Genomic DNA, 26,766 nt, shown 5'->3' with positions numbered 1-26,766 from the left:
CCGGGCATGCGACGGGTCGATCATCCGCGGTTCATCACCGCTGTGCAGCAGATCGAGGACAGTATCGACGCCGCCTGGCAGCGGTTCTGCTCGGATTCCGGCGTCCACCAAGGTACGCCGGAGGAGCGCGAACTGGCCGAGGTCGTGCTGCAGGACACCTCCGAGTTCGAGTGGCGCGTGGTGGACGCTGCGCTCAAGCAGCTGACCTGTCCGGAATGCGGTTCCGGCCTGGGCGCAGGCCCGACCGGCTGCACGAGCTGCGACCGCGCCAACGGCTACCGATTCGCCGCCCGTGAGGTGGACCGGCCCGACGTACCCGCGGGCAACGAGCACGCCATCCGGGTCGCCAGCGCCGTGGCCAGGACCAGACACCGGTACTCACCCCGCGCCCGCGCGGGCTACGAGCTCCTTCTGCCCGACCTGCTCGACGGCGTACTCCCCACGACCCCGCAGGCGCAGCGCGCGAAGCACCTGATCAACCAGCTCACCGACGACGAGCTGGAGCAACTCATCACCCCGGCGGACCTTCCCGTGCGCTGATCGAACATAGGGTGGGAGGCATGCCGAGGACCATTGCCACCAACACCAAGACCGATCTGGACGGGCTGCTGGAATTCGTCCGGCCCCGTCACCACATGCTGCTGATCACCACCCGCGCGGACGGTACGCCCCAGGCGTCGCCGGTGTCCGGTGGCGTCGACGACGAGGGCCGCATCGTCATCTCGTCGTACCCGGAGCGGGCCAAGAGCACCAACGTGGAGCGCGACCCGCGGACCAGTGTGGTCGTGCTGTCCGACGAGTGGAACGGCGCGTGGGTGCAGGTGGACGGCCGGGGCGAGGTCATCCAGCTGCCGGATGCAGTCGAGCCGCTGGTCGACTACTACCGGTCGATCTCCGGTGAGCACCCCGACTGGGACGAGTACCGCGAGGCCATGCGGACGCAGGGCAAGTGCCTGATCCGCATCACCCCGGAGCGCTGGAGCCCGATCGCGACAGGCGGCTTCCCGGCCCGGCTGGCCGACTGACCACGAGATGCGTACGGCGCTCGTAGTCCACGCCCACCCGGACGACGAGGTGTTCGCCACCGGCGCCGCGACCTGGGTGCTGAACTCCACCGGCTGGCGCGTCGTCCTCCGGGTCGCCACACCGGGCATGGGTACGGCGGCCGAGCGGCTGACCGGCTCCTGCGAGCTGCTCGGGATCGACGAATGGGACTGGCTCGGAGAGTCCGGTCAGTGGATCGACGACGGCGGCAGGAACGGACCGCGGACGCTGGCGAGTGCTGACCAGGGCGAGGTCGCGGAAGTGGTCGAGAGGACCGTCCGTGACATCTCCCCCGAGCTGGTCCTCACCGTCGGCAGCGACGGCCTCACCGGTCACCCGGACCACATCGCCGTCTCCCGGGCGGTGCAGCTCGCCGTCCAGGGACATCCGTGCCGCACTCTGGGAGCCCGGCTGCGCGCCGAGGACGTCCGCGCCGGCGAGGAGCTCGTGCGGCGGCTGCTGCCGGACGAGCAGGTCGGCTCGGGACAGGTGGTCGGCTGCCCCGACAGCAGAGCCCTGGAGGAGATCTCCGGCGCACCAGAGCTGTCCCGGCGCCGCGCGATGGACCAGTACTACGACGGTCTCGGGACCAAGCCTCTCCCCGAGCTCGTCACGACGTACGGCGGCCGCGGCGACGGACTGCTCCTCAGAGCGGTCTTCGACGCGTCCGGCTGGCAGCAGGACCGGTTCGAAGTACTCGCCTAGGGCTTGGCGGAGCGGCGGGCCATCGTCTCGCTGATGCGCTGCATGGCGCCTTCCAGGTGGTCGCGAAGGGCCGTCTCCGCGCCCTCCTCGTCGTGCGCGATGCACGCGTCGAGGATGGCCTGGTGCTCGCGGCGGGTCTGCTCGATCCGTGCCTTCGTCTGCCGGGAACCGAACCGGTAGCGCTCGCTGTTCTGCCAGACCGGCTCGATCGCCCGCGGCAGCCACCGGGATCCGCCGGCCCGGTAGATGGCGAAGTGGAACTCGGTGTGCGCCTGCCGGGACGCGATGTTGTCGCCGAGCTTCGACAGCCGCACGTGCTCGGCCAGCGCGTCGCGGGCCTGGGTCGCGTCCGAGTCGGCGAACCGGGTCGCGGCCGCCCGGACCGCGAGCGTCTCCAGGGAGAGCCGGGTCTGGTGCGTGTCGCGCAGGTCCTCCATCGAGAGCTCACGCACCCACGCGCCCTTGTGCGGCACGATCTCGACCAGTCCGAGCGCCGCCATCCGCCGCAGTCCTTCGCGGATCGGCATCTGGCTCATGTCCAGCCGCTTGGCGAGCTCTTCCAGCCGGAGCGCCGTACCACTCGGGAGCTCACCGGAAAGGATCAGTTCGTGCAACTCGGCAGCGGCTTCTTCGGCGAGAGTACGACGGCCGGTCGGTCCCCCAGGTGTGAGCTCGAGTCGTCGGGTCATCGGGTACGGGCTGCCTCTCTCCTTCAGCGCAGACAAGCTCTGGGAGGTAACCGTACAGGCACTCAGCTCAGCGTCGTGAGGTCCAGCAGAACGCGTCCGCCGAACGTCGACCCGTCCAGAACCTCGCCCACGCGATCCGCCGCCACCAGTTCGGCGTCCGCTCTCGGTTGCGCGAGCGCGATGTCCGCCAGCGCCTGACTGACCGCACCGGGCTCGAGGGTGGTCCGCTGGACGTTCACCGGCAGCACCCGCAGGTCCCGACCGATCAGCTGGTGCAGGTCGATGGTGGTGAACTCGCCGGCCTTGTAACCGAGTACGGCGATCCGTCCGCCCGGAGTGATGTGTCCGAGCACCCCACTGGTCACAGGACCGCCAACGGTGTCGATCGCCGCGTCGCACCACTGCAGTTCACGGCCGACCTGCCCCAACTCGTCAACCCGCACGATCTGGTCGACCAGCCCAGACACCGCATCGACAGACTCCCCGGCCCACGCCAGTCCGATCACGCGCGATGCGCCGGCCGACCGCGCCACCGCAGCACACAGTCGCCCGACCAGTCCGCCGATCCCGGTGATCACTACCGACTCACCCTCGAGCAGGCCCGCCACCCGTCGTACTGCGGTGTGGGCGGTCAGCGCGGGCGTCAGCAGGGTCACAGCCGCCGCAGGCTCCAGCCCAGCAGGCAGACGATGTACGGCGGCGTCCGGTACGACGGCGTACCTGCCCCAGAGGCCCGGCCTGGTGACGCCGATACCCTCGCCGCGGATCACCACCGGAGTCCCTGCCTCATGGCCGGCAGAGCCGACCACGACACCGGCACCCTCCGAGCCCGGGACGAACGGCTGGGTCGGCTGCTTGCCGGCCAGCACCGACCGGTCCTGCTGGGTCACAGCGGCCAGCCGCATCTCGACCAGCGTCTCCCCCGGCCCCGCGACCAGTTCGATGTCCTCGGTCTTCAGTTGCAGTCCCGGCCCATGACTTCGCAGGACCGTCCCCCGTACGTTCATGCCTCTACCCCGTTCACGATTTGATATCTGATCACACCCACGCTCTGACGAAGAGCGCGTCTCACGAAGCGACAACCTCCCGAGCCAGCGGCCTGGTCAGCTCGTCGGCCGCCGTCGCTCGCGCGGCCGCGATCGCGTCGCTGCCCATCGGGAACGGCCAGTCGCTCCCGGCCAGCACCCGCTCCGCCCCGAAGGTCTTCCCGAGCAGCTCCAGCACTCCCTCGTCGTGCACCAGGTCGTCCACGTAGAACCGGCGCAACGCGTCGGCCACCGGCAAGGAGGGCGCGACGATGCCCGGCCGCGCCTGGTCGATCCCACGCTGCCACCGCCCCGCCACCGCTGCCGTCACCCCACCCCCATGGCACAAACAGAACCGGATCCCCGGAAACCGGCCCACCACATCCGCGAAGACCAGTGACGCCGCGGCCAGGCCGGTCTCGTACGGATTCCCCAACAGGTTCGTCAAGTAGAACGACTGGAGCCGCTCGTCGTCACTGTGGCCCGGGTGAACAAGAGTGAAAGCCTCGATTTCGTCCAGCACCCGCCACACCGGGTCCAGGCCGGCGTAGCTCGGCGTACCCAGGGCGAAGCCGCTGAACACGCCCTCACCGGCCAGCGACGCGGCCACAGACGGCGCCTCGGGGTCCAGCAGCGGCAGGTGGCCCAGCACGCGCAACTGCGGCGTAGCGAGCTCACGAAGGCCCTGGTTGACCAACTCGGCCCACTCGACACCGGCGTCGTACCGGAACAGTGCGGGCGGCACGGACACAACTGCGCCGTCCAGGTCCTGCTCGTCAATCCAGTGCAGCAGTGCGGCCGGGTCCGCCAAGCGCTTGAGCGGCAGCCGCTCCTCGCCGACCACCAGCGAGCCGCTGTCGACGGCCAGCCCGAACTCACCCTTGTACGCCGCCGACAGGACGGTCGGCGGTATCAGGTGGGTGTGGATGTCCCAGCCACCCATGTCAGCGGGCGTCCTCGTCGTTGTCGTAGAACGACGGGCGCTCCGGATAGTGCGGACCGTCGTACACCTCCAGCAGGATGGAGGTCTCCTCGGCCCGGGTCGGACCATGCATCACACCCTTGGGGTTCCAGTAGAAGCTGCCCTTGGTCAGCGTGGTCCCGGTCGGCAGGTACACGTACCGTCCGGACAGGCAGAACATGAACTGGTTCGACGCGTGCTTGTGCTCGGACGGGATCCCCGACCCCTTCTCGAACCGCACCAGTGCGATCGACGCCTCGGTCTCCGGGTCGCGCCACAGCATCTTGTGCGACAACCCGGCGAGCGACTTCTCCACCCACTCCAGGTCGTCCGTCTGCAGCAACACCTCCCGCAGTGACTCGTCGAAGCTCACGGGACCTCCCGGCCGGTCACATGGGTGTACAGCTCCTCGGCCACACCGGCGGCCATCGGAGCCACCGCGGCGATGTGGCCATCGGGCCGCAGCAGTACGACGCTCTCCGCGGGTACGCCGTACCTGTTCGTGGCAATGCTGCCCGGGTCGAACAGGGACCGGTCCCGGAGACCGGAGTCGTGCGGCGCGTCCCACCGGGAGACGGCGTAGTGCTTCAACGCCGGAGAGCCGTTGACCGGGATGTCCGGACGACGCCGTACGTCGGTGAAGTACAGCGCGACGAACGAGTCGCGGCACAGGTCGTGAATCGTCACGCGACCGGTCGGGCTCTGCAGCACGAGGTCAGGCGCCCGGTCACCGGCCCGTACGGCGGGAGGCGTCGCAGCGGTGGCCACCATCGACCAGTCCCCTGTGCCCTCCACGTCCAGCCGGACACTGAGCAGCGTGCGGTTGTACGCCGTCGCCCAGTCGCCCGCAGTCTCGGTGACGGCACCACGCTGGTGCGACATGTACTTGCGGGCGGCCTCGGCCATCTCACCCGAGCCGTTGATCGCGACCGGGCGCTGCTCCTGCTCGTAGCCGTCCAGCAACGACGGATCGGCCCAGCCGCGCAGTACCCAGGCCAGCCGCCACGGCAGGTTGGACGCGTCCAGAGCGCCGGTGTTCAGACCCAGCGCCCACATCGGTGTGATCAGGTGTGCCGCATCGCCCATCAGGAACACCCTGCGGTCCGCGGTCCACTGCTCGGCGACCCGGTGGTGCACGTTGTAGACCACCGAGCCCATCAGCTCGATCCGGTCCACCTCGCCGATGAACTGCTTGACCTTGACCAACATGTCCTCGTCGGTCGGCGGCTCCGTCCCCGGACCGAGCGGGAACAGGAACCGCCAGTTGTCCGGCTGCCGGATCAGCACCATCCACTCGGACTTGTCCGCGAAGTACGCCAGGTACGGGTAGTCGCGCGCGTTGTCGACATCCAGATCGACCACCACGTCGATCAGCATGTACCGCTCCGGCAGGGTCTCCCCCACCACCTTCACGCCGAGCGCGTCCCGGATCTTGCTCCGGCCCCCGTCACACGCGAGCAGGTACGACGCCTCCAGTTCACGCGGCCCGTCCGGCGTCTCCAGCTGCAGTACGACCCGGTCGTCGCGCACCTCGAACGACGTCATCCGGTGCTGGGTCAGGACCGGCTGCGGCAGTGCGGCCGCGAGGATCGGCTCCATCTTCTGCTGCGGCAGGTTGATCACGAACGGGAACTGGGTGTCGTTGACCAGTTCGGCCAGCTGCACCGAGGCCCGCGGCGTGTTGGTGGCCCGGTCGATGTCGCCGATCTCGTCGATCCGCAGCGCGGCCGCCAGGATGCCGTCGACGGCGCCGTACCGGTTCCAGATCTCCAGGGTCCGGCTGAGCGTCGTACCGGCCTTGGTGTCGGAGGACAGGACGGCGTCCTCCTCGAGCAGCACGAACGGGACCCCGTAGTGGGCCAGGCCGAGGGCCGTCGTCAGGCCGATCGGTCCGGCACCCACCACCGCAACAGGCAGCTGATCAGTCACACATCACTCCACGAAGCTCGTGAGCTTGGCAAAGGCGCGTTCCCGGGTCAGCATCGACCCGGTCATCGCCGCAGCGTCGGACAGCAGGAACAGCAACGGGCCGACCACGTCCTCGGGGTCGCCGATACCTATGGTGTCGCGCCAGTGGTCCCGGTCCGCACCGGCGTTCGCTCCGCGGAACTGCTCGGTGTCGATCACCCCTGGCGAGACAACGTTCACCCGGACCCGGTGCTCGGCCACCTCCGCGGCCAGCGACTTGGCGAAGGCGATCAGCGCCGCCTTGCTCGCCGCGTACGCCGACGCACCCGGATAACCGCTCGCGGCCATGCCGGACGTGAACACGACGACCGATCCCGACCGCTGGGCCACCAGATGCGGTACGACGGCCTGACACACCCAGACCACACCGTCGAGGTTGACCTGCAGAGCCCGGGCCCACTCCGCTGGATCCGTGTCCAGCACCTGCGACCGCGGCTGCACTGCCGCTCCGGCGACCAGACCGTCGATCCGCCCGTGCCGGGTCAGCACGGACGCGACGGCCGACTCCACCGCCGACCGGTCGGCCACGTCGACCTCGACGTACTCCACGGCGGCGTCGGCCGGCTTCACGACATCGAAGATGACCGCCGTCCCACCGCATGCGTCGACAGCTGTCGCCAGCGCCGCACCGATGCCCTGCGCGCCGCCGGTGATCACCACGACTTCGCCGGTCCCGTCGAAGTTCACCTTCATGACGTCTCCTTCTGGGTCGACGGGCCGCGCTGATTCCCCTCGGCCCGCCTCGTCATGGTCTCGGTGATCCGCTGGAATGCGCCGGCCAGATGGTTGCGCAGGGCCCGCTCCGCCGCGTCCGAGTCGCGGGCGACGCACGCGTCCAGGATGGCCTGGTGCTCCTGCCGGTTCCGCTCGATCAGGAAATCGGTCGGCCGGCTGCCGAACCGGTACCGCTCGCTGTTCTGCCAGACCGGCTCGATCGCCCTGGCCAGCCACTGCGAGCCGCTGGCCCGGTAGAGCGTGAAGTGGAAGTCCGCATGCGCCTGCCGGGCTCCGATCGAGTCCTCCGCGCGCGACAACCGCAGGTGCTCGGCCAACGCGGCCGCGGCCCGCTGGAAGTCTCCTTCGGTGAACCGCTCCGCCGCCGCACGCACCGCCAGGCTCTCCAACGCCAGCCGGGTCTCGTGCGTGTCCCGCAGATCCTCCAGCGACAGGTCGCGGACCCACGCGCCGCGGTGCGGGATGATCTCGACCAGTCCGAGCGCCTCCAGCCGCCGGAGTCCTTCCCGGACCGGCATCTGACTCATCTCGAGCCGATTGGCCAGCTCCACCAGGCGCAACGGCGTACCACTCGGGAGCTCTCCGGACAGGATCAGCTGGTGCAGCTCGGCGGCGGCATGTTCGGCGAGGGTACGACGCCCGCCGCGACCGCCACCGGGCAAGAGCTCGAGTGAACCGGTCATGACAGCACCTGCCGGACCACGGTGTTGCGCAGCTCGCCGATCTTGTCTGCCCGCGTCACCACAACGTCACCCTCTTGCAGGAACACCTGCGGCTCCCGCGCGTTGCCGATACCCGCCGGTGTGCCTGTCAGCAATAGGTCGCCGGGTCGCAGTGTCATGCCGAAGGAGAGTTCGCTGATCAGAGTGGCGATGTCGAACGCCATCTGGCGCGTCGACGCGTCCTGCCGCACCTCACCGTTCACCAGGCATTGCAGCTGCACGTCCTGCGGATCTCCCAGCTCGTCGGCTGTCACGATCCACGGGCCCAGCGGCATGGTCGCGTCGATGCTCTTCCCCTTCAGCCACTGCCCGCCGTGCGCCCGTTGCAGGTCGCGCTGGGACACGTCGTTGGCCAGTGTGTACCCCCAGACATGGTCGAGCGCCTGGTCGACCGGGATGCTCCGACCGGTCTTGCCGATCACCAGAGCGACCTCGGCCTCGTAGTCCCACTGCACCGAAATCGCCGGATCCCAGGCGATGTCGTCGTACGGGCCGATGACCACGTCCGGACCCTTGGTGAAGAACGTCGGGTGCTTCGGCCGGTCCACGTCCTGGCCCTGGCGCTTGCCCCGGCTCTCCTCGAAGTGGTCCCAGTAGTTCCACCCGGTGCACAGGATGTCGCGGCGGAATCGCCGCAACGGCGGCCGCAACAACCCTTCGGAATAAGGGATCTTCTCCCCCGACGGTACGGCGCCGGTCTCGATCACCGCCGTCAGGTCCGTTGCCTCCAGCAACAGGACCGAGTTCCCGTCGAGCACGCCCGGCCGCTCCCGGCCCGCGTGCTCAACCATCACGTACCGCATCTCAGGTCCACTCGACGCCGCGCATTAAGTCACCCCCGGTCATGAAACCACCGCGATCGCGTTGATCTCGATCAGATAATCCGGATGCGCCAACTTGCTGACCTCGACCATGGTCGAGGCCGGCAGCGGTTCGGCGAAGTACTGCGCCCGGATCTCGTGGATCTTGGCGAAGTCCTCCATGTTGCGCACGTACACATCCACCCGGCAGACATCGGCGAGTGTGCCGCCGCCGGCCTGGACCGCAGCCTGCACGTTCTCCAGCACCTGCCGGGTCTGCTCCCGGACGTCGCCGACGCCGGCGATGCTGCCGTCCGGACGGCGGGCGGTCATCCCGGAGACGAACACCAGCCGCCCGGTCGCCTCGATCGTGGTGGCCTGTGAGAACACCCCGTTCGGGCTGTGCAGCGTGTCTGTCGAGATCTGCTTCTTCGGCATCAGCTCAGTACCCCTCCCGCCGCAACGACGGCACCGACCGCCCGTGCGGCCGCCAGCAGCGCGTCCAGCCCCGACCTCTCGATCAGTACGCCGTGCCGCCGCTGGTGTGCTGCCCGTTCCGCCTCGATCTCCCCCGGCAGGTACAGCCGGTTCACCCCTGGCGCGGTCGCACTCCCGCGCACCCGCGCGGCCAGCCCCGACGAGCGCCGCCGGAAACTCTCCACCCCACCCATCAACTCCGGGTCGATGGCCAGGAACAGATGCGCGCAGTCGTTCGGCCGGTCCGGCTCCCGGTACAGCGGCCGGACCTGGTCGCCCCAGCCGCCACCACTCAGTACGCCGGTCAGTACGTCGATCATCAGCGCCAGACCGAAGCCCTTGTGCCCCGCTGCCGGCAGCAGCATGCCCAGGACGGCCTCTTCGGCATCTGTGGTCGGCGTGCCCGACGGGTCGGTGGCCCAGGTCTCCGGGATCGGCCGTCCGGCCGACGCGGCCAGCCGGATCTTGCCCAGGGCAACCGCCGACAGAGCCATGTCGAGGACGATCTCCACCCCGGCCGAGGTAGGCACCGCGATCGCCAGTGGGTTGTTGCCGACAATCCGCTCGGCGCCACCCGGCGCCGGCATCAGCGGTGTGGTGTTGGACATCGCGACGCCGATGCATCCGGCCTGCCCGGCCTGCATGGCCCAGCGGCTGGCCGCACCGAAGTGGTGCGCGTTGCGGACCGACACCAGGCCGAGGCCGTAGCGGCCGGCTCGCTCGATCGCGTGGCCCATCGCCTGCGGGCTGGACAGTTGCCCCATCCCGCCGCGCGCGTCCACGACCATCGCCGCACCCGCGTCGTACAGCATGTCGAGCTCGCGTTCCCGGGTGACGCCGCCGGCGTTCAGGCGCTCGACGTACATCGGGACGAGCATGATGCCGTGCGAACTTACTCCGCGTAAGTCCGCCTCGACGAGGGCGGCCGCGATCTTGGTGGAGTCGGCCGGGTCGAAGCCGAGCGCGGTGAAGACGGCCGAGACGGTGGCTTCCAGCCAGGCCGGCCGGACCAGGACCCGGCGGTCGGCGTCGGAGGCTTGTGCGGTCACCGGGCGCTCACCGCGATTCCTGTGCCCAGGGCAGCAACAGGTGCTCCAGCAGGACCAGTATGTAGAACAAGACGATGCTCAGGATGCTGAGCAGGGTGATCGCGGCGAACGCCAGCGGCGTGTCCGCACTCGCACCCGACTGGTAGATCACGTAGCCCAGTCCGTGGGTCGTGCCAACGAATTCGGCGATCACCGAACCGATCACCGCCAGCGAGATCGCCACCTTCAGGCCGGTGAACATCTGCGGCATCGCGTACCGCAGCCGCAGCTTGAAGAACTCCTGCGCCCGGCTCGCGTTCAGCGACCGGAGCAACTCGACCAGCTCGATCGGCGTCGATTTCATCCCCTGTGCGGTCGAGATGACGATCGGGAAGAAGCAGACCAGCAGCACCATGACCACCTTCGGCCACTGACCGAAGCCCATCCAGACCACCAGCAGCGGAGCGATCGCGACCTTCGGGATCGCGTTCACCATCAGCAGCAGCGGGTACACCAGCCGCTCCAGCAGCACCGACCGGACGATCAGCAGCGCGATCGGTACGCCGACCACGATCGCCAGCAGGAAGCCCTCGACCGTCTCCAGGATCGACGTCCCGGTCTCGGTCAGCAGGTACGACGGCTGGTCCATGAAGCTGATGACGACGTCCTTGGGACTCGGCAACAGGTAGGACTCGATCCCGAACACGATCGTGGCCAGCCACCACAGCGCGATCGCACCGGCCAGGCCGATGATCGGCAGCAGCACCGCCGCGACCGGCGAGTCCTTCAGCCAGGACCGTTTGGTCATCGCGGCCGCACCTCGTCCACCTGCCGCGGCGCCGGCTCCTCAACTGGTGCGACCTTCTCTGCGAGCAGACCGTGCAGCAGACCACTGATCCGCGCGACCTCGGTCAGGTGCGCGTTCTGGCCCAGGCTGCGCGGACGCGGGATGTCGATGTCGACGACCTCGCGCAGCCGGCCCGGCCGTGGAGTCAGCACGACCACCCGGTCGGCCAGCAGCACAGCCTCCTCGATCGAATGGGTGACGAAGACGATCGTCGTGTCCAGCTCCATCTTGATCCGCTGCAGCTCGTCGGACAGCTCGGTCCGGGTAAGCGCGTCGAGCGCGGAGAACGGCTCGTCCATCAGCATCACCTGCGGGTCGCGGATCAGCGACCGGCACAGTGAGACGCGCTGCTGCATGCCGCCGGACAGCTCGTGCGGCAGCCGCCGCTCGAATCCGGTCAGCCCGGTCAGCTCCAGCAACTGCTGGGCCCGGTCGCGGTACGCCGCCTTGCCCCGATCGCCCTCGCCGCCGTCGATCTCGATCGGCAGCATGACGTTCGACAGCACCGACCGCCACGGCAGCAGCGCCGGCCGCTGGAACATGAACGAGACGTCCCGGCGCGGCCGGGTGACGGGGTCGCCCGCCACCCGGACGGTGCCGGACGTCGGTGAGATCAGTCCCGCGATCAGCCGGAGCAGGGTGGACTTGCCACACCCGGACCGGCCGATCAGCGTGACGAACTCGTTCTGCTGGACGTGCAGGTCGATCCCCTCGAGGGCCGTGATCTGGCCCTCGCGTCCGTTGAAGACCTGCCCTACACCGTCCAGCCGGATCATCGACGGGATTCAGCTCTTCGGCGCGAGGTCGATGCTGACGACATCCTCGGACTTGACCGAGCCCGCGGGCTTGATGGCGCCGGCCTCGTCGAGCAGGTTCAGGATCGTCTGCACCCGCTGCGGGTCGACCGACCCGAGCGGGTCGTTGAAGCCGTCCGGCTTGACGTACGGCTTCATCAGCTTGAGCTCTTCGGTGGCGACGCCGAGGTCGGTCTGCGGCACGTACTTCTTCAGGGTCGCGGCGGCGGCGGCCGGGTCGTCGATGGTGTCCTGCAGGCCCTTGAGCAGCGCGGCGGTGAACTTCTTCACCTGGTCCGGGTGGTCCTTGGCCAGGTCGGTCCGGGTGATGATCGCGTTGCCGTACAGGTCCGGCAGAACATCGCCATAGGGCAGTACGACGGCCTTGCGGTGCTTCGGGTCCGCCTTCTCGACCAGCGGTACGCCGACCACGAACTGGCCGATCGCCGGCACCTTCCCGGACGCGAGCAACTGCGGCAACGCCGGCGGCGGGGACGGAATGAAGTCGGTCTTGTCGGCGGGAATCTTGGCTGCCTTGGCGTAGACCGGGAACATCACCGTGTTGGTCGAGCCCGGCTGGTCGCCCACGGACTTGCCGACCAGGTCCTGCGGCTTGGTGATGCCGTAGCCGTCCAGCGAGACGATCGCGGCCAGCGAGCGCTGGTGGATCATCCCGACCGTGGTCACCGGCAGCTTCTGCTTGCCCAGGGTGATGACGGCGCCGGTGAAGTCACCGATGCCGTAGTCGGCCTGACCGCCGGCCACCAGCTTCATCACGTCGACCGTGCCGGAGCCCGGGTTGATCGTGACGTCGAAGCCGGCGTCCTTGAAGTAGCCCTTCTCCAGGGCCACGTAGGCGTAGGCCTCCCGGCCGAAGGTGTTGAAGGAGGTCAGGTAGCTGACCTTCGTCAGGCCGCCGCTGTCGGCCTGCTTTCCCTCATCGTCGTTGTTGCACGCGCTGACCAGGGCGAGCCCCAGGACCGCCACCAACGCGATGACGGAACGCCTCAACCTCATATCGACCTCTCTCGTCCGATATTTGATCAAACATCAAATGCAGAAAGGTGGTCAATCGGCCTTCGGCGACTTCACCGGGACTTTACGTCCCCGTGCCAGGTCCCCGCAGAGCCCTCCGGCCACCCGTCCTGGAGCCGTTTCCCCCTGCCTGTCCGTGGTGGACAGGCATCCCGCCCCGACCACAGACCGTACCTGCCCGGACAGCAGATCGCGACGGCCGCAGGCTCCGAAACTGTCCGTTCGGTGTCAAATTTGTGTAAACCGTCAGTTTCGAGTGACGCACGGCACGTAACCGGAACCAGAACCCACGGGTGAGCGGCATGTTGCGGTGCTCACTCCCCGGAGGGAGGTCTCCGGCCCGGGCGTTTGACACCATGGAGGAGTGGCGAACGGGCTGGTGCGCGGATCGGCGCGTCCCGTGCGTGGGGCGCCCGCCCTTCTGCATGCGGTGACCAGCCTCGGCCGGGCGTCGACGTACCTGCGCTGGGTCTACCTGCTGCTGGGTGCGGCCCTGGTGCTCGCGTTCATCCTGGTCGACAGTGCGCTGGTCGCGGTGGCCCAGGACCTCCAGCTGCCGAAAGTTGCCATCGGCATCGTCATCGCGGTGATCGCGGCCGGTCCGCCGATCGCCCTCGGCGTACTGCCCGCGGTCCGCGAGGTCGAGGGGATCGCGGTCGAGTCGCTGCTCGGCGTCCGGTTCGAGGAGCGGCCGCTCGGCCCGGCCCGGACCTGGCCGCAGCGCCGCCGTACGGCGAGTTGGTTCTGCCTGCATCTGGTCGCGGGTGGCGCGATCGGCGTTCTCAGCACGATCGTGTTCGGCGTCGGAGCGATCTGGCTCGCGGTGCCGTTCCGCTCCCCCGGTACGCGGGACATCGTGCCGGGCTGGACGTACGAGGTCACTGGTGGCTGGGGCGATCTGTGGCTGCCTGCCGCGGCAGTGGGCGGGATCGTCGGCCTGTTCCTGCTCTCCGCCGCAGTCGGTGCCCTGCTCGCCCACTTGGCCCCACGCGTGCTCGGGCCGACGGCCGCCGAGCGCATCGAGCTGCTCGAGCGCCGTACGGCGACACTTGCCGAGCGCAACCGTTTGGCCCGCGAGCTGCACGACAGCGTCGGGCACGCGCTCAGCCTCGTCACCATCCAGGCCGCCGCGGCACGCCGGGTGCTGTCGACCGATCCGGAGTTCGCCGAGACGGCGCTGGCCGCGATGGAGACGTCCGCCCGGTCCGCGCTGGCCGAGCTCGACCACGTGCTCGGCCTCCTCCGCGACGACCGGCGCCCCGGGTCACAGACGACGCCGCAGGCGACCCTCGGCGACCTCGACCGGCTGGTCGACGCCACCCGGGCCGGCGGCATCACGGTCGATGTACGGCGGAACGGCGACCTGGACCGACTGCCGGCAGCGGTCTCCCGGGAGGCCTACCGGATCGTCCAGGAGGGCCTCACCAACGCGATCCGCCACGCCGGCCACCGAGCCGGCGAGCTCACGATCGATCTCTCCATCCGGCTGGACGGGTCCGGTCTCCGCCTCGAGCTGACGAACCCGGTGAGCGGCACGTCGGATCACGCGGGCGGTGGCCGTGGTCTGGCCGGTATCCGTGAAAGGGTCGCCGTACTGCAGGGCACCGTGGCTGCTGGTCTGGACGGGCCGCTCTGGCGGCTGGCCGTGACCTTGCCGGTCGCCGTGACGACGAAGGGATGACATGAATCTGTCGGTGGTCGTGGTCGACGACGAGCCGCTGATCCGCAGCGGGCTGCGCGCCATCATCAACGCCGAGCCCGATCTCACAGTGGTGGGTGAGGCCGGTGACGGCGCGGAGGTGCTGCCGGTCGTCCGCCGTACCGGCGCCGATGTGGTGCTGATGGATGTCCGGATGCCCGCCGTGGACGGGATCCAGGCGACCAGGCTGCTCCTGGAGAACCTCGACCCGGCGCCCCGCGTGCTGGTGGTGACGACGTTCGAGAACGACGACTACGTGTACGACGCCCTGCGCGCGGGAGCGTCCGGGTTCCTGCTCAAGCGGACCCCGCCGGACGACATCATCGCGGCGATCCGCACGGTCGCCGGGAGCGAGTCACTGCTGTTCCCCGAGGCAGTCCGCGCGCTGGCCCAGGCCCATGCAGGAGGGCGGTCGCCGCGACCGACCGGCCTGGACGAATACCAGCTGACCGAACGGGAGCAAGAGGTACTGCGTTTGATGGCGCGCGGACTGTCGAACGCGGAGATCGCCACGGAGCTCATCCTCGGCCTGCAGACCGTCAAGACCCATGTGGCGAACGTCCTCGCCAAGCTGAACGCCCGGGACCGCACCCAGGCCGTCATCCGGGCCTACGAGTCGGGTTTCGTCCCGCTGCACTGACCCTTTGGCCGATCAGGTGTCGGCCGGATCCACGTTCTCGTCGGCGAGGACACAGGCGTTGTGCAGCGGGTCGACGGTGTCGGCCTTGACCGCCACCCGCTGCAGGAGCATCCGGAAGCTGGCGCGCTCGGAGTCCTCCAGGCTGCCGAGGACCTCGTCCTCGGCCGTCGCCAGTCGCTCCTCCAGCTCACACAGCGTCTCCCGGCCCTGCTCGGTTGCCACGATCAGCCGCGCTCGGCGATCGGCCGGGTCCGGCTGGCGCTGAACCAGGCCGGCCTTCTCGAGGTCGTCCAGCAGGTACGTCATCACGGTCCGGTCCACGCCGAGCTGGGCCGCCAGGTCGAGCTGCCGCTTCGGGCCGTCCCCATGCGCGGTCGCCAGCACCTGGTAGCCGCGCGGGCCACCCGGTACGTCGTCGAGCACGGCGGCGGCCGCCTTCGCGTAGCGCCGGAAGACGACGCCCAGCGCCCAGCCGAGGTCCGTCTCGACCGGCGCACCGCTGGCGCTCCGGTGCGGCGCTCCTCTGGCTGCGCGGGTCCCGACCTCGGGCGAAGTACTGGTCACGGCTCCCATCGTACGTGGTGTACGCCACTCGGAATACGATCTAACTTGAATATGTTCTGCTCAACAGATTATCTTCAGAACAGCTCGTAATGAGCCGCCCCCCATCAGATGGAGAAACGAATGACCACCCTGTTACGCGTCGACGCCAGCATCCGGGTCGAAGGATCGGTGAGCCGCGCTCTGGCGGACAGCGCCGAGGCGGCCTGGAAGGCGGAGCACCCGGACGGCATCGTGGTCCGCCGCGATCTCGGGTTGCACCCGCTGCCGTCGACCGTCTGGCCGACGCTGGCCGCGGCCCAGGTGGGCGCCACGCCCGCCGAAGGGGCCGACCGCACCCCGCTGGCGGAGGCGAAGGCCCTCGCCGAGCAGCTCGCGAACGAGGTCAAGACCGCGGACGCCATCCTGCTCGCCGTCCCGCTGTACAACTACGGCATCGCCAACAACGTGAAGACCTGGATCGACCTGCTGCTGATCGACCAGGAGCTGGTCCGCGGCAACGGTGGGACCGCGGGTCGGCCGGTCATCTTCACCCTCGCCCGGGGCGGCGGCTACAGCCCCGGCACCCCGAAGCACGGCTGGGACCACGCCACGCCGTACCTCGAGCGGGTCTTCGCCGACATCTTCGGCATGAACATCCGCACCGCCGCCGCCGAACTCACCCTGGCCCCGGTCACCCCGGGCATGGAGGAGCTCGTCGACGCATCCAAGGTCTCCGAGTCCGAGGCCCGGGTCACTGCCGAGCAACACGGCACCGTGGTGGCCCGCGAACTCATCGCCAACGCGGCCTGAGGGCGAGCCTGGTGCGGTGCCGTGCTAGCCGGCATCGGATCAGGCGAGCTGCCAGGTCGACAGCGTGACCGACAGCGTGACCATCGAAGGTTCGTGCAGTACGGCGATCCGCTGCGCCAGCTCGCGATAGTTCAGATGACGCGCACTCGGCGTCATCAGCACCAACTGCTCTACCGCACCCCGGTCGAGCCGCATCGTCTCCTCGACGACCTCCCGGCCGGTGTTCACGAACGCACCGCCGAGTGACTCGTGCAGCCGGCGCTCCTTGTCTTCGTCAACGGTGACGAGCCCGAGTACGCCGACCAGTTCGGCGAGGTGCTCCTGATTCGGGGTCACCACCAGCAGCGAACCACCCGGCGCGAGGACCCGCGCCATCTCAGCGGCGTTGCGCGGGGCGAACACGTTCAGCATCAGGTGGGCCGAGTTGTCCATCAGCGGCAACTGCTGCCACGCGTCGCACACCACGGATCCGATCCGCCGATCCACCTTGGCTGCGCGACGGGCGGCGTACCTGGAGACGTCCAGGGCGAGGCCGCGGCGGGCGGCAGACGCACCCACGACACCGGCGAGGTAGTAACCGGTGCCGGCGCCCACCTCGACGATCAGTTCCTCGCCGTCCGGCTGCAGACTCGCGGCGGCGTTGAGGATCAGCGCGTCCCGGATCGGGGTGTAGTGCCCGCCGCCGAGGAACACCGTACGGGCGCCGACCATCGCGGCCGAGTCGCCGTCGATCCCGGTGGATGCCGAGGGCAACAGATTGAGGTAGCCCTGCTTGGCCAGGTCGTACGCGTGCCCTTGCGGGCAGCGCGCCGTACGGTCGGTCAGGGCGAGTGCGTCCGCGCAGACGGGACAGCGCAGTACGGCGACCAGGTCGGCATCCACCGACCCAGTGTCTCAGTGTCCCGGGTGAGTCAGGTGATGTCCCGGCTGGTGAGGCGCGCCCAGGCGGCCGTGTAGAAGACGACCAGATAGGCACCCTGCACGAGCAGGTTGCGGACGATCTCATGCCAGTACGGCGGATCTCGGAGCAGGTCGGCGAACGACTGCCACCGGTACATCAGCAGCCACGGATGGATCGCGTGCAACTGCGGGATCGCCGTCATGATGCCGAGCACGATGAACGCGCCGAACGTCGCCGCCATCGCGGCCAGCGGGGTCGCCGTGAGCGACGACACGAACAGGCCGATCCCGGCCAGCCCGAGCAGCGACAGCGAGATCACGACCGCGATCAGGAGAGCGCGGAACAGGCCCTCCCCCAGCGAGACCGTCGTACCGGACAGCAGGAGTACGTCGCCGACCGGGAAAAGAATGAAGCCGACGATCAGCCCGGAGATCCAGATCGTCATCGTCGCGGCCAGGCAGAACACCGCGAGGGCGACCATCTTGGCCGCGAGCAGCCGGCTGCGTCCGGCCGGTGCAGTGAGCATGGTGCGCAACGTGCCGAGGCTGGCCTCACCGGCCAGGGACTCGCCCGAGATCACGGTCACCGCGGTCGGCAGGAAGAACGGCAGGGAGAGGCCGAGGCTCGCGACGATCAGGAACAGGCCGTTGCCGGCGACCTGACCGAGGAACCCCTCGGCGTCGCCGTCGGAGCCGGAGAGCTTGATCGCGATCCCGATCAGCAGCGGGACCGCGGCGAGGACGCCGAGTCCGGCCTGAGTGCGGGCCCGTCCGAAGACGAGGCGCAGCTCCGAGCGGAACAGACCGAGCGTGTGCTGGCCAGCCGTCACCCGCCGTCCGCCCTCGACAGTGCTACTCAGCGACATCGAACCCCTCCCCCGTGAGCGCGACGAACGCCTCCTCCAGGCTGGGCCGTTCCAGCCCGAAGCCGTGGATGCGAACATCGGCGGCGACCAGGGCCGCCGCGAACTTGTCGATCGGGAGGTCGCCGGAGTCGCCTTCGACGGTCTCCTCGGTGGTCTTCAGATCGGTGGCGCCGAGGCTCTTGAGGGTCTCGGCTGCCTGCGCGAGGTCCGGCGTACGCACGACCAGACGGGGACGGAGCTCGGCGCGCAGGTCGGCCACCGTCGACTGGCGGACCAGTTTGCCGCGGCTCATCACGGCCGCGTGTGTGCAGACCTGCTCGACCTCGGCCAGCAGATGGGTCGAAGTGAAGACCGTGGTGCCGTCGCTCGCCAGCTCGCGGATCAGGTTCCGGACCTCGCGGGTGCCTTGCGGGTCGAGGCCGTTGGTCGGTTCATCCAGCACCAGCAGGTCGCGACGCTGCATCAGCGCGACCGCGATGGCCAGCCGCTGGCGCATGCCGAGCGAGTACGCCCGGACCTTCTTGCCTGCGGCATTGGACAGGCCGACCCGCTCGAGCGCTTCGGCCGCACGGGCCTTACGCGTGCGCGGGTCGGCGGTCCGGTCGGCCGCGTCGAAGCGCAGCAGGTTTGCCTGCCCGGTCCAGAACGGGTAGAACGCCGGCCCTTCGACCAGCGCGCCTACCCGCGGCAAGACCTTCAGCTGGGCCTTCGGCATCGATTCGCCGAGCAGCTCGACCGACCCCGAGCTCGGCGCGATCAGCCCCAGCAGCATCCGGATCGTCGTCGTCTTCCCGGACCCGTTCGGCCCGAGGAACCCGAACACGCTCCCCGCGGGGACCTCCAGGTCAACGGTGTCCACCGCCACCTGACCACCCCGGAAGCGTTTCGTCAGTCCCCGCGTCACGATGGGTGGGGCGGCCGATGCCGCGGGTGGCGGCGGCTCCTGCGGGGTCGTCACGTCAGCGGGGAGCCTTGGCTGCGGCAGCCTGCAGGGTGTCGGGGGTGACCAGACCGGCGAAGACGCGGCCGTCGTCGGTGATCAGAGCGCTGACCATCTTGCTGGTCAGGATCTTGCCCTTGCCCCAGGACCCCTGGACCGTACGAGCGTTGGCGAGCAACTGGTCGACCGGGCCGTTGCCGGTGGTCTTCACGCCGCGGACCATCACCACGCTCTCCCAGCCGGTGCCGAGCACGGTCGGCTTGTCGCCGCGCTGAGCCGGCGCCTTCTCACCCTTCGGCGCGACCGCCGTCGGCGGCTTCACCGGGTGCGGGGTCTCGCGCGTCGCGGGCACCTTCTTGTCCGTCACCTTCACACCCTTGGGCGGGGTGAAGGTGAACGTGCTCGCCCCCGGTACGTTGAACGAGACCGACGAGAAGCCGAGTTCCACGGCCGGGTCGTTGCCGGTCCGCGGCATCACGGTCACGTCGAGCGGGACGTACGTCTTCGAGTCGATCGCCAGCGTCACCGAGCCGACCGTCGTACGGTCCGTCTTCGGCACCAGGCGCAGCTTGTAGGCGTCCCGGCCGGCGACCTTCTCCGTGCCGCTCACCTCGACCTTGGTGGTCGGGTCGATCGCGTCCAGGAACTGCTCCGCGACCGCCTGCGGGTCGTAGTTCTTCGGGGCGACCTGGGGCTTGTCCGGCTTCGCGGAGCGCGCCGGCAGGGTCAGCTTGACGGCCTCACGCCGGGACGAGTCGTACGCCCAGGCGGACTTGCCGTCGGTCGTCCAGACCCGCTCGGCCTGGTTGTCCAGGACGGACACCCGAGCCTTGTCCGGGGTGGCGAACGCGACGCGGGCCGTGTGCTGACCACTGAGCAGGTCGGAAAGCTGGTTGCCGCCCTCGACACCAGGGATCGCGGGCAGGCCGAGATCCGCGGACGAGCGGACCGTGCCGCTCAGACCGTCGACCTTGGCCGTCTGCACCTTGGCGAGCAGATCCTGCGCCGTGATGCCGGGCAGCTTCGGGGAGGCGTCCGCGACCACTGGACCGAGTGCCCCCACACCTGCCACCACCGCGACTGCCGTGACCGGAACCAACCACCGTCGACTGCGCTGCGTTACGCCCATGTAGTCAAGACTCGCACCGCGTCGCGGCGGAACCAAGAGGTCTCAGGGTGGGTTCACCCAAAAGAGTGAGCCCGGCGTACGACCTGGGTCGTACGCCGGGCCTGGTACGGCGGCTCAACGGCTCTGCAGCGCGTCCAGGGCCACGGTCATCGCGGCGGCCACGCGGAAGTCCAGGCGCGGGTCGTGGACCGTGATCCGGTAGCGGTCCCGGACCGAGAGCCTGCGCTCCACCGACAGTACCGGCTGACCGCTGTTCACGTCGGTGAAGTCGAAGTGGAAGATGAACGGCAGCGGGATCTCGCCGATGAACGGCACGAAGTCCCAGAGCCGGCGGACGATCGCGATCGTGGGGTTACGCTCCGTCCCGGTCGTGTGCACATGGCCGGCGCTCAGCTGCCAGCTGGACCGCAGCAGGCTCTTGCCGAACTCCTTCTTGAACCAGCCGATCGGCTGGCCGTCGGCGTCCGTCACGTCGTACCCCGAGCCCAGGTCGATCGTCTTGCGCGCCTTGAACGAGAACACCGGCCGGGTCTTGGTGTCGTCGGTGTAGAACGTGACCTGCTCCTTGAACGCCATCCGCTTCTGCTGCGCGAACGCCAGCAGCGGCCCGTCGGAGCCGTCCGGGTTGGTCGCGATCAGCTCGTACTTGTTCGCCATCAGCGTGACCCGCTGCTTCATCGAGAACGCGGGCACGTACATCGGGGCTGGGTCCTCAGGAGGAACAGTCATGCGGAGGAGTGTGACAGCTCTCCCGGCTCATTCAACCGTCGTGACCCCGCAGGCCGACGCGCCTACCCGCAGTCCTCGGGCCATCGCGTCGGCCAACTCGGATCGCTCGACGATCTGGATGTCGAACTCGCCTACGCCTTGCAGTGCCAGGTCCCGTGCGAGCTCGACGCCGAGCTCTACCGCCTCGACCGGGGTGCGAGCGGGCCGCCACAGCACACCGAAGTCGGCTGCGGGTTTCTCTGAATGCATGTGTACGACGAGCGCCTCGGGCTGCTCGAGGTACTGCGCCGGATCGCCGCCCACGATGAGTCGGACGAGCTGCTGGCTGTTTGTCTGTACGGCGTTCTGCCTCGCCTGCACCGCGTCGTCGAGGATCGACGTGGGTGCGACGCCGGGGAGACCGCGTTGGCCCCATTCCTCTTGGTGGACTGCCCAGGCGAGGGGGCGGCGGGCGGCCCAGCCGGTGCGTACCAACTCGGGCGTGGCCGCGAACGCCTCGACGTACCCGATGCAGAGGTAGCCGACGAGTTCGATGTGGGCGGGGAGGTTGAGTACTGCGGCGACCTCGGCGGGCTCGAAGAAGGAGACCCAGCCGACGCCCAGTCCTTCTGCTCGTGCGGCGAGCCAGAGGTTCTGGATCGCGATCGCCACCGAGAACCAGGTGGTCCTTGGGTCTGCATGCCGGCCCAGCACATGCCGCCCGCCGCGACCGGCGTCGCAGGTGACCGCGATATTCAGCGGGGTGTCCAGGATCGCCTCAATCTTCAGTCCGTCGAACGACTGCCTCCGGTCGGGCGGCAAACTCGCCGCGAACGCATCCCGCTGAACCGACGCCAGATCATGCACCTTCCGCCGCGTCGCCACATCCCGAACCAGCAGAAAGTCCCAAGGCTGACTCAACCCCACACTCGGAGCCCGATGCGCCGCCTCCAACACCCGCACCAACACATCATCAGGAATCGGCTCTCGCACAAACCCCCGCCGCACATCCCGCCGCTCCGAAATCACCCGATGCACCACCTCCCGCTCGGCGGGGGCGTAGCCGGGGGCGGGAGTCGTCGCCCGGCTGGCCTTCGCCGGGCCGGCGCCGGCCACCGGCAGGCGGCCGATGGCCACGGTTGCCGCCGCTGAGCGGCGCTTCGGGACCACCAGCTCGGCGCCGGTCAGCAGCACTCCCGCCTCCGCTACGCTCAGGGTTACGGCCAGCTCTTCGACCTTCTCGCTCGGTGTCGGAACGGGCTGGCGTCCAAGCACTTCGGCGGGCGCTGTTTGCAGCTCGGCGTTCAGGGAGGCGACCAGGCGTTGTACACCTGGCTCGGTTTCGCGGCCGACGACCGTGACGACGAGCCGGACCGTGCCGCCGCCCGCCTCGTCCAATGCGCTGGCGACGAGGTCCCGGAGTTCGCGGTACGGCGTACCGGAGCGGAGGCCGATGCCGACGACGAGGTTCACTTCCCGAGCCCCGCATGCACACGCGCTTCCGCGACGAGGCGGGCCGGGACGTCCGGGCTCGCCGTCCAGTGCAGGTGCAAGTACGACGCGTGCACCCGAGGCAGCGCGACGCCCTCGACGCCAGCGGGCAGGTGCCACGCCGGATCCACCTCAGCGTCCAGCTCGATCGCGGTCCGGTGGAACTCGTGACCACGGACCCGACGACCCTCGTCGAAGAACGCACTCGTGGTGGCAGCGATCGCCGTACGGTAGCCGAGGGTCAGGCGTTCGGTCATCCGGCCGGTCGCGGGCAGTACGCCGGTCATCGGGTGGCCGTCCAGCTCGCGACAGAGATAGAGCAGTCCGGCGCACTCGGCGATGACCGGCAGCCCGGCCGCGATCTCGGTCGCCACCTGCCGACGGAGTCCGTCATTGGCCGACAACGCTTCAGCGTGCAACTCCGGGAAGCCGCCACCCAGATACAACGCCGAGGTTGCTTCAGGCAATGGATCGGACAGCGGGTCGAAGGCAACCACATCGGCGCCCGCAGCAACCAACAGTTCCGCAGTCTCGGTATAACGGAACGAGAACACAGGCCCACCAGCAACCGCCACCACCGGCCGACCTTCATCCGCGGGAGCCACCTCCGCGGCCGGGTCCCACGCCTCGACGTCGAGATCCGTGGAAGCGCGGGCAGCGGCAACGAACGCCTCCAGGTCGACGCCTTGCCGGACCAGCTCGGCCGCAGCCTCAACCGCCGCCGACGCCTGCTCACGCTGCTCATCGGCCGGCACCAGACCGAGATGACGACTGGGAACGGTGAGCCGCGTGTCCCGCCGAAGCACCCCGAGCACCGGTACGCCGGTCGGCGCCACGCCTGCCCGGACCTCAGCCTCATGCCGGTCCGAACCGACCTTGTTCAGAATGACGCCGACGATCCGGATCTCGGTGTCAAAGGCAACGAAACCCTGAACGACGGCGCCGACACTCCGACCCGCCGCCGACGCGTCGACCACCAACACGACAGGTGCCTTAAGCAACTTCGCGACATGCGCGGTCGACGAGAACCCCTCGGTCCCGAGAGCACCGTCGTACAGCCCCATCACACCTTCGACAACAGCGAGCTCGGCGCCAGCAGCACCGTGCGCGAACAACGGGCCGATCCGCTCCTCCCCAGACAACATCGGATCGAGGTTCCGCCCCGGACGCCCCGTAGCGACCGCATGAAACCCAGGATCGATGTAATCCGGCCCCACCTTGAACCCCGCAACCACGTGCCCAGCCCGCCGCAACGCCGCCATCAACCCAACAGCAACCGTAGTCTTCCCAGCCCCCGAAGCCGGCGCCGCCACCACAACCCGCGGAATCACAAGATCTCCCCCACACCCACACGCGCCGGCCGCCCCGCCTGCACACAGGACCCCCGCACCACTCCCGCACCCGAGTGCTGCCGCCCCACCCCCGCACAGGATGGGCGGTCCGCTGCCGTAGCTGGTCCCGCCACCGAACCCGGCGTTACCACTCGATGCCTTTTTGGCCTTTTTGGCCCGCATCCATCGGGTGCTTGAGCTTGGTCATTTCGGTGACCAGGTCGGCGGCGTCGAGTAGGCGTTGGTCGGCGTTGCGGCCGGTGATTACGACGTACTGGTGACCGGGGCGGTTTGCCAGGGTTTCGACGACCTCGTCTACGTCGACCCAGCCCCACTTCATTGGGTACGTGAACTCGTCGAGGACGTACAGGTCGTGGGTCTGCGCGGCGAGCCGGCGTTGGATCTCGCGCCAACCCTCGAGCGCGTCGGCGGCGTGGTCCTCCTCGGTGCCGGACTTGCGCGACCAGCTCCAGCCCTCGCCCATCTTGTGCCACTCGACCGGCCCGCCCTGACCGGTCGCGGTGTGCACCTCACCGAGCGCCTTGAACGCACTCTCCTCGCCGACCTTCCACTTCGCGCTCTTGACGAACTGGAACACGCCGATGTTCCAGCCCTGGTTCCAGCCGCGCAGCGCCATCCCGAAGGCGGCCGTCGACTTCCCCTTCATCTCGCCGGTGTGCACCATCAGCAGCGGCCGGTTCCGGCGCTGGCGGGTGGTCAGGCCGTCCTGCGGCACCACGCTGGGCTGCCCTTTCGGCATCAGGCCGCCCTCCGATCCGTGACGGTCCGGATGAGGTTGCCAGCGGCAACTTCACCGAGGTCCAGGTACTCCGCGCCGAGGTCGGCCGCGAGCTCCCCGGCCAGCCCGAGCCGGACGCCGCGACGCGGCTCGCAATCGACGACCACCGTGGCTATCCCATGCTGAGCGAGCCAACCGGCTGCCTGCCTGGCGCGCGCGAATGCGTGGTCTCCGTGGGTGGCCCGGCCGTCGGTGACGAGCACGAGCAGCGGCCGTCGACGCGGGTCGCGGATTGCTGCGATTCGGAGTACTTCGGCAGCTTGCAGTAGTCCCTCGGCGAGCGGCGTACGTCCTCCGGTCGGAAGCGATTCAAGCCGACGTACGGCGGTCTCAACGCTACCGGTGGGCGGCAACGCGACCGTCGAGGCGGCGCCGGCGAACGTGACGAGTCCGACGGTGTCGCGGCGCTGGTACGCATCCAGCAGGAGCGAGACGATCGCGGTCTTCACCTCGCCCATCCGCTTCTTCGTCCCCATCGAGCCGGACGCGTCCACGCAGAACAGCACGAGGTTGCCCTCACGCCCCTCGCGTACGGCGAGCCGCACATCCGCCGCCCGCACCGCGAGCCCCGGCCCGGTCCGCCCGCGCAGATGCTGATGCGGTGCCGCAGCCCGAATGGTCGCCAGCAAATGCGGCCGCCCAGCCTCCCGCCCAACCCGCGCCCGATCCCCCACCACGCGCCCCACCTCAGTAAGAGCCCGAGACCGCCGCCCCGCAACCCCCACCCCAGCCCCCCGCACACTCAACAACCGAGCCTTGTAAGGCTCCGAGCTCCCAACAACCTCACCCACCGCCGCCGGCCCCGACCGACCCGCGGCCTCGCCCTCCTTCGACCGCTCGCTGTCCTCTGGTCGGGCGTCAACCCGGCCATCCGGCTCGTCTCCGCCGTCGGCGGCCGGGTCGCTCGCCCCATCCCCCGGCTCTGCCGGATTCGGGCTCCCACCACCCGGCCCGTCAGGGCCGCCGTCCGGGTCATCGTCTGGCTCCGGTGGGGTGCTGTTGTTGATGGCTTCTTCCAGCTGTTCTTCGTCCAGACCCGGGGCGTCGAACGGGTTCCGCCGCCGGCGGTGTGGGAGCGCGAGCTTGGCCGCGGCGCGTACGTCGTCCACCTCGACAACCGTCCGCCCTGACCACGCCGCATGCGCGACCGCGGTCCGCGCAGTCACCAGATCAGCCCGCATCCCGTCCACATCAAAGGACGCACAAATCTCCGCGATCTGACGCAACGCCGCATCCGTCAGGATCACCTCAGTCAACAAATCGCGGGCCTTGACGATCCGCTCCGCCAGCTCCCGCTGCGGACCGTCGTACCGCGCCACGAACCCCACCGGATCCGCCTCGTACGCAAGCCGCGCCCGCATCACCTCGACCCGCACCGCAGGATCCCGGCTGGCAACAACGTCCACCGTCAGTCCAAACCGGTCCAACAGCTGAGGCCGCAGCTCACCCTCCTCCGGGTTCATCGTCCCGACCAGCACGAACTGCGCCGGATGCGTCACCGACACCCCGTCCCGCTCGACCGTCGCACGCCCCATCGCCGCGGCATCGAGCAGTACGTCGACCAGATGGTCGTGCAGCAGATTGACCTCATCGACGTACAGCAGACCGCGATGCGCCGCCGCCAGCAGCCCAGGCTCGTACGCCGTAACGCCCTCGGCCAACGCCTTCTCCAGATGCAGCGAACCAAGCACCCGGTCCTCAGTCGCACCCACCGGAAGCTCCACCAGCCGCGCCGACCGCGTCTGCGCACCAGCACCATGCGGCCCATCAGGACAGGTCGAGTCGGGGTGCTCGGGATCGCAGGAGAAGCGGCACCCGGGTACGACGTCCACCGGCGGAAGGATCTCCGTGAGCGCCCGGACCGCGGTCGACTTCGCCGTACCCTTCTCGCCCCGGATCAGCACACCGCCGATCGCCGGCGAGATGGCGGCCAGGATCAGCGCTAGTTGGAGGTCCTCCATCCCGACCACAGCGGTGAACGGAAAACCGGAGGAGGATGGCGCAGACCGCACGGCGGGGAGTCCCTTCGTCGAGCGGGTGTCCACGCCCGCTACGGCTGGTACGCCGCACCGCGGAGACC

Annotated in this window: 29 protein-coding genes; 6 read left to right on the top strand and 23 right to left on the bottom strand. The window is 69.2% G+C overall.

Annotation, left to right across the window (positions count from 1 at the left end):
* Positions 1–6 precede the first annotated feature (6 nt).
* From E0H73_RS05565 to E0H73_RS05555, 3 genes are read left to right on the top strand one after another with little or no spacing between them, the layout of a single operon-like run.
* Entirely contained in the window at positions 7–540 is a 534-nt protein-coding gene (locus E0H73_RS05565) for a hypothetical protein (RefSeq protein WP_131352112.1), read from the top strand.
* 20 nt (positions 541–560) lie between these two features.
* Positions 561–1,025, top strand: a complete 465-nt coding sequence (locus E0H73_RS05560; protein ID WP_131352109.1) for a PPOX class F420-dependent oxidoreductase — start codon at positions 561–563, stop codon at positions 1,023–1,025.
* 7 nt (positions 1,026–1,032) lie between these two features.
* Positions 1,033–1,749, top strand: coding sequence for a PIG-L family deacetylase (locus E0H73_RS05555; RefSeq protein WP_131352106.1), 717 nt, complete (start codon positions 1,033–1,035; stop codon positions 1,747–1,749).
* Here the strand turns inward: E0H73_RS05555 and E0H73_RS05550 are convergent.
* The 13 genes from E0H73_RS05550 to E0H73_RS05490 all read right to left on the bottom strand — a co-directional run bounded on the left by E0H73_RS05550 (position 1,746) and on the right by E0H73_RS05490 (position 12,812).
* The gene (locus E0H73_RS05550; RefSeq protein WP_131352103.1) at positions 1,746–2,438 is read right to left on the bottom strand and encodes a GntR family transcriptional regulator; all 693 of its coding nucleotides are present in this window, start codon (positions 2,436–2,438) and stop codon (positions 1,746–1,748) included. The genes E0H73_RS05555 and E0H73_RS05550 overlap by 4 nt on opposite strands.
* Positions 2,439–2,500: 62 nt before the next feature.
* Positions 2,501–3,445, bottom strand: coding sequence for a quinone oxidoreductase family protein (locus tag E0H73_RS05545; RefSeq protein ID WP_131352100.1), 945 nt, complete (start codon positions 3,443–3,445; stop codon positions 2,501–2,503).
* A gap of 61 nt (positions 3,446–3,506) precedes the next feature.
* Complete coding sequence (locus E0H73_RS05540; RefSeq protein WP_131352098.1) at positions 3,507–4,406, bottom strand: amidohydrolase family protein; 900 nt, start codon at positions 4,404–4,406, stop codon at positions 3,507–3,509.
* Position 4,407: 1 nt separating this feature from the next.
* On the bottom strand, positions 4,408–4,797 hold the full coding sequence (locus tag E0H73_RS05535; protein ID WP_131352095.1) for a cupin domain-containing protein: 390 nt from the start codon (positions 4,795–4,797) through the stop codon (positions 4,408–4,410).
* Positions 4,794–6,353: an FAD-dependent monooxygenase gene (locus tag E0H73_RS05530; protein ID WP_131352092.1), complete on the bottom strand. Its 1,560-nt coding sequence runs from the start codon at positions 6,351–6,353 to the stop codon at positions 4,794–4,796. The genes E0H73_RS05535 and E0H73_RS05530 overlap by 4 nt, the downstream gene beginning before the upstream one ends.
* Before the next feature lie 3 nt (positions 6,354–6,356).
* Positions 6,357–7,085 (bottom strand): SDR family NAD(P)-dependent oxidoreductase, encoded by a 729-nt coding sequence (locus tag E0H73_RS05525; protein WP_131352089.1) that lies wholly within the window; start codon positions 7,083–7,085, stop codon positions 6,357–6,359.
* On the bottom strand, positions 7,082–7,810 hold the full coding sequence (locus E0H73_RS05520; protein ID WP_131352086.1) for a GntR family transcriptional regulator: 729 nt from the start codon (positions 7,808–7,810) through the stop codon (positions 7,082–7,084). Before E0H73_RS05520 ends, E0H73_RS05525 begins: the two co-directional genes overlap by 4 nt.
* Positions 7,807–8,640, bottom strand: a complete 834-nt coding sequence (locus E0H73_RS05515; protein ID WP_238163819.1) for a fumarylacetoacetate hydrolase family protein — start codon at positions 8,638–8,640, stop codon at positions 7,807–7,809. The genes E0H73_RS05520 and E0H73_RS05515 overlap by 4 nt, the downstream gene beginning before the upstream one ends.
* A 51-nt stretch (positions 8,641–8,691) precedes the next feature.
* On the bottom strand, positions 8,692–9,087 hold the full coding sequence (locus E0H73_RS05510) for a RidA family protein (RefSeq protein ID WP_131352080.1): 396 nt from the start codon (positions 9,085–9,087) through the stop codon (positions 8,692–8,694).
* Entirely contained in the window at positions 9,087–10,175 is a 1,089-nt protein-coding gene (locus E0H73_RS05505) for an Ldh family oxidoreductase (protein ID WP_131352078.1), read from the bottom strand. The genes E0H73_RS05510 and E0H73_RS05505 overlap by 1 nt, the downstream gene beginning before the upstream one ends.
* 7 nt (positions 10,176–10,182) lie before the next feature.
* On the bottom strand, positions 10,183–10,962 hold the full coding sequence (locus tag E0H73_RS05500; protein ID WP_131352076.1) for an ABC transporter permease: 780 nt from the start codon (positions 10,960–10,962) through the stop codon (positions 10,183–10,185).
* On the bottom strand, positions 10,959–11,777 hold the full coding sequence (locus E0H73_RS05495; protein ID WP_131352073.1) for an ABC transporter ATP-binding protein: 819 nt from the start codon (positions 11,775–11,777) through the stop codon (positions 10,959–10,961). Before E0H73_RS05495 ends, E0H73_RS05500 begins: the two co-directional genes overlap by 4 nt.
* Before the next feature lie 9 nt (positions 11,778–11,786).
* A complete protein-coding gene (locus E0H73_RS05490) occupies positions 11,787–12,812 on the bottom strand; it encodes an ABC transporter substrate-binding protein (RefSeq protein WP_131352070.1) in 1,026 nt (341 codons plus the stop codon).
* A 382-nt stretch (positions 12,813–13,194) separates the two neighbouring features.
* On the opposite strand from E0H73_RS05490, the gene E0H73_RS05485 reads away from it, so the two are divergent.
* Entirely contained in the window at positions 13,195–14,511 is a 1,317-nt protein-coding gene (locus E0H73_RS05485) for a sensor histidine kinase (protein WP_238163818.1), read from the top strand.
* Between the two features lies 1 nt (position 14,512).
* Complete coding sequence (locus E0H73_RS05480; protein WP_131352067.1) at positions 14,513–15,169, top strand: response regulator transcription factor; 657 nt, start codon at positions 14,513–14,515, stop codon at positions 15,167–15,169.
* A gap of 12 nt (positions 15,170–15,181) precedes the next feature.
* On the opposite strand, the gene E0H73_RS05475 is transcribed toward E0H73_RS05480, so the two are convergent.
* A complete protein-coding gene (locus E0H73_RS05475) occupies positions 15,182–15,742 on the bottom strand; it encodes a MarR family winged helix-turn-helix transcriptional regulator (RefSeq protein WP_131352064.1) in 561 nt (186 codons plus the stop codon).
* A 111-nt stretch (positions 15,743–15,853) separates the two neighbouring features.
* Between E0H73_RS05475 and E0H73_RS05470 the strand changes: the two genes are divergently transcribed.
* Positions 15,854–16,522: an FMN-dependent NADH-azoreductase gene (locus tag E0H73_RS05470; protein WP_131352061.1), complete on the top strand. Its 669-nt coding sequence runs from the start codon at positions 15,854–15,856 to the stop codon at positions 16,520–16,522.
* 39 nt (positions 16,523–16,561) lie between these two features.
* Here the strand turns inward: E0H73_RS05470 and E0H73_RS05465 are convergent, their stop codons facing one another.
* The 9 genes from E0H73_RS05465 to E0H73_RS05425 all read right to left on the bottom strand — a co-directional run bounded on the left by E0H73_RS05465 (position 16,562) and on the right by E0H73_RS05425 (position 26,698).
* Entirely contained in the window at positions 16,562–17,404 is an 843-nt protein-coding gene (locus tag E0H73_RS05465; RefSeq protein WP_131352058.1) for a putative RNA methyltransferase, read from the bottom strand.
* Between the two features lie 29 nt (positions 17,405–17,433).
* The gene (locus E0H73_RS05460) at positions 17,434–18,288 is read right to left on the bottom strand and encodes an ABC transporter permease (protein ID WP_131352055.1); all 855 of its coding nucleotides are present in this window, start codon (positions 18,286–18,288) and stop codon (positions 17,434–17,436) included.
* Positions 18,275–19,246: an ABC transporter ATP-binding protein gene (locus E0H73_RS05455; protein WP_165555493.1), complete on the bottom strand. Its 972-nt coding sequence runs from the start codon at positions 19,244–19,246 to the stop codon at positions 18,275–18,277. Before E0H73_RS05455 ends, E0H73_RS05460 begins: the two co-directional genes overlap by 14 nt.
* 1 nt (position 19,247) lies before the next feature.
* The gene (locus tag E0H73_RS05450; protein WP_238163817.1) at positions 19,248–20,291 is read right to left on the bottom strand and encodes a LolA family protein; all 1,044 of its coding nucleotides are present in this window, start codon (positions 20,289–20,291) and stop codon (positions 19,248–19,250) included.
* A gap of 180 nt (positions 20,292–20,471) precedes the next feature.
* Positions 20,472–21,086, bottom strand: a complete 615-nt coding sequence (locus E0H73_RS05445; protein ID WP_238163816.1) for an LURP-one-related family protein — start codon at positions 21,084–21,086, stop codon at positions 20,472–20,474.
* A 27-nt stretch (positions 21,087–21,113) separates the two neighbouring features.
* Positions 21,114–22,538, bottom strand: coding sequence for a 5,6-dimethylbenzimidazole synthase (bluB, locus tag E0H73_RS05440; RefSeq protein ID WP_131352049.1), 1,425 nt, complete (start codon positions 22,536–22,538; stop codon positions 21,114–21,116).
* Positions 22,535–23,869, bottom strand: a complete 1,335-nt coding sequence (locus E0H73_RS05435) for a cobyrinic acid a,c-diamide synthase CobB (protein ID WP_238163853.1) — start codon at positions 23,867–23,869, stop codon at positions 22,535–22,537. Before E0H73_RS05435 ends, bluB begins: the two co-directional genes overlap by 4 nt.
* Before the next feature lie 163 nt (positions 23,870–24,032).
* On the bottom strand, positions 24,033–24,647 hold the full coding sequence (gene cobO, locus E0H73_RS05430; protein WP_131352043.1) for a cob(I)yrinic acid a,c-diamide adenosyltransferase: 615 nt from the start codon (positions 24,645–24,647) through the stop codon (positions 24,033–24,035).
* Positions 24,647–26,698: a putative cobaltochelatase gene (locus tag E0H73_RS05425; RefSeq protein ID WP_238163815.1), complete on the bottom strand. Its 2,052-nt coding sequence runs from the start codon at positions 26,696–26,698 to the stop codon at positions 24,647–24,649. Before E0H73_RS05425 ends, cobO begins: the two co-directional genes overlap by 1 nt.
* Between the last annotated feature and the right edge of the window lie 68 nt (positions 26,699–26,766).

The sequence above is a fragment of the Kribbella pittospori genome (assembly GCF_004331465.1).
GTDB lineage: Bacteria > Actinomycetota > Actinomycetes > Propionibacteriales > Kribbellaceae > Kribbella > Kribbella pittospori.
This window is presented reverse-complemented; position numbering and strand designations above follow the sequence as displayed.

Excerpts from the sequence above, each read along its gene's own strand:
- E0H73_RS05565 (WP_131352112.1), top strand. The coding sequence starts at position 7 with ATGCGACGGGTCGATCATCCGCGGTTCATCACCGCTGTGCAGCAGATC.
- E0H73_RS05560 (WP_131352109.1), top strand. The coding sequence starts at position 561 with ATGCCGAGGACCATTGCCACCAACACCAAGACCGATCTGGACGGGCTG.
- E0H73_RS05555 (WP_131352106.1), top strand. The coding sequence starts at position 1,033 with ATGCGTACGGCGCTCGTAGTCCACGCCCACCCGGACGACGAGGTGTTC.
- E0H73_RS05550 (WP_131352103.1), bottom strand. The coding sequence starts at position 2,438 with ATGACCCGACGACTCGAGCTCACACCTGGGGGACCGACCGGCCGTCGT.
- E0H73_RS05545 (WP_131352100.1), bottom strand. The coding sequence starts at position 3,445 with ATGAACGTACGGGGGACGGTCCTGCGAAGTCATGGGCCGGGACTGCAA.
- E0H73_RS05540 (WP_131352098.1), bottom strand. The coding sequence starts at position 4,406 with ATGGGTGGCTGGGACATCCACACCCACCTGATACCGCCGACCGTCCTG.
- E0H73_RS05525 (WP_131352089.1), bottom strand. The coding sequence starts at position 7,085 with ATGAAGGTGAACTTCGACGGGACCGGCGAAGTCGTGGTGATCACCGGC.
- E0H73_RS05520 (WP_131352086.1), bottom strand. The coding sequence starts at position 7,810 with ATGACCGGTTCACTCGAGCTCTTGCCCGGTGGCGGTCGCGGCGGGCGT.
- E0H73_RS05515 (WP_238163819.1), bottom strand. The coding sequence starts at position 8,640 with ATGGTTGAGCACGCGGGCCGGGAGCGGCCGGGCGTGCTCGACGGGAAC.
- E0H73_RS05510 (WP_131352080.1), bottom strand. The coding sequence starts at position 9,087 with ATGCCGAAGAAGCAGATCTCGACAGACACGCTGCACAGCCCGAACGGG.
- E0H73_RS05500 (WP_131352076.1), bottom strand. The coding sequence starts at position 10,962 with ATGACCAAACGGTCCTGGCTGAAGGACTCGCCGGTCGCGGCGGTGCTG.
- E0H73_RS05495 (WP_131352073.1), bottom strand. The coding sequence starts at position 11,777 with ATGATCCGGCTGGACGGTGTAGGGCAGGTCTTCAACGGACGCGAGGGC.
- E0H73_RS05490 (WP_131352070.1), bottom strand. The coding sequence starts at position 12,812 with ATGAGGTTGAGGCGTTCCGTCATCGCGTTGGTGGCGGTCCTGGGGCTC.
- E0H73_RS05480 (WP_131352067.1), top strand. The coding sequence starts at position 14,513 with ATGAATCTGTCGGTGGTCGTGGTCGACGACGAGCCGCTGATCCGCAGC.
- E0H73_RS05475 (WP_131352064.1), bottom strand. The coding sequence starts at position 15,742 with ATGGGAGCCGTGACCAGTACTTCGCCCGAGGTCGGGACCCGCGCAGCC.
- E0H73_RS05470 (WP_131352061.1), top strand. The coding sequence starts at position 15,854 with ATGACCACCCTGTTACGCGTCGACGCCAGCATCCGGGTCGAAGGATCG.
- E0H73_RS05460 (WP_131352055.1), bottom strand. The coding sequence starts at position 18,288 with ATGTCGCTGAGTAGCACTGTCGAGGGCGGACGGCGGGTGACGGCTGGC.
- E0H73_RS05445 (WP_238163816.1), bottom strand. The coding sequence starts at position 21,086 with ATGACTGTTCCTCCTGAGGACCCAGCCCCGATGTACGTGCCCGCGTTC.
- cobO (WP_131352043.1), bottom strand. The coding sequence starts at position 24,647 with ATGCCGAAAGGGCAGCCCAGCGTGGTGCCGCAGGACGGCCTGACCACC.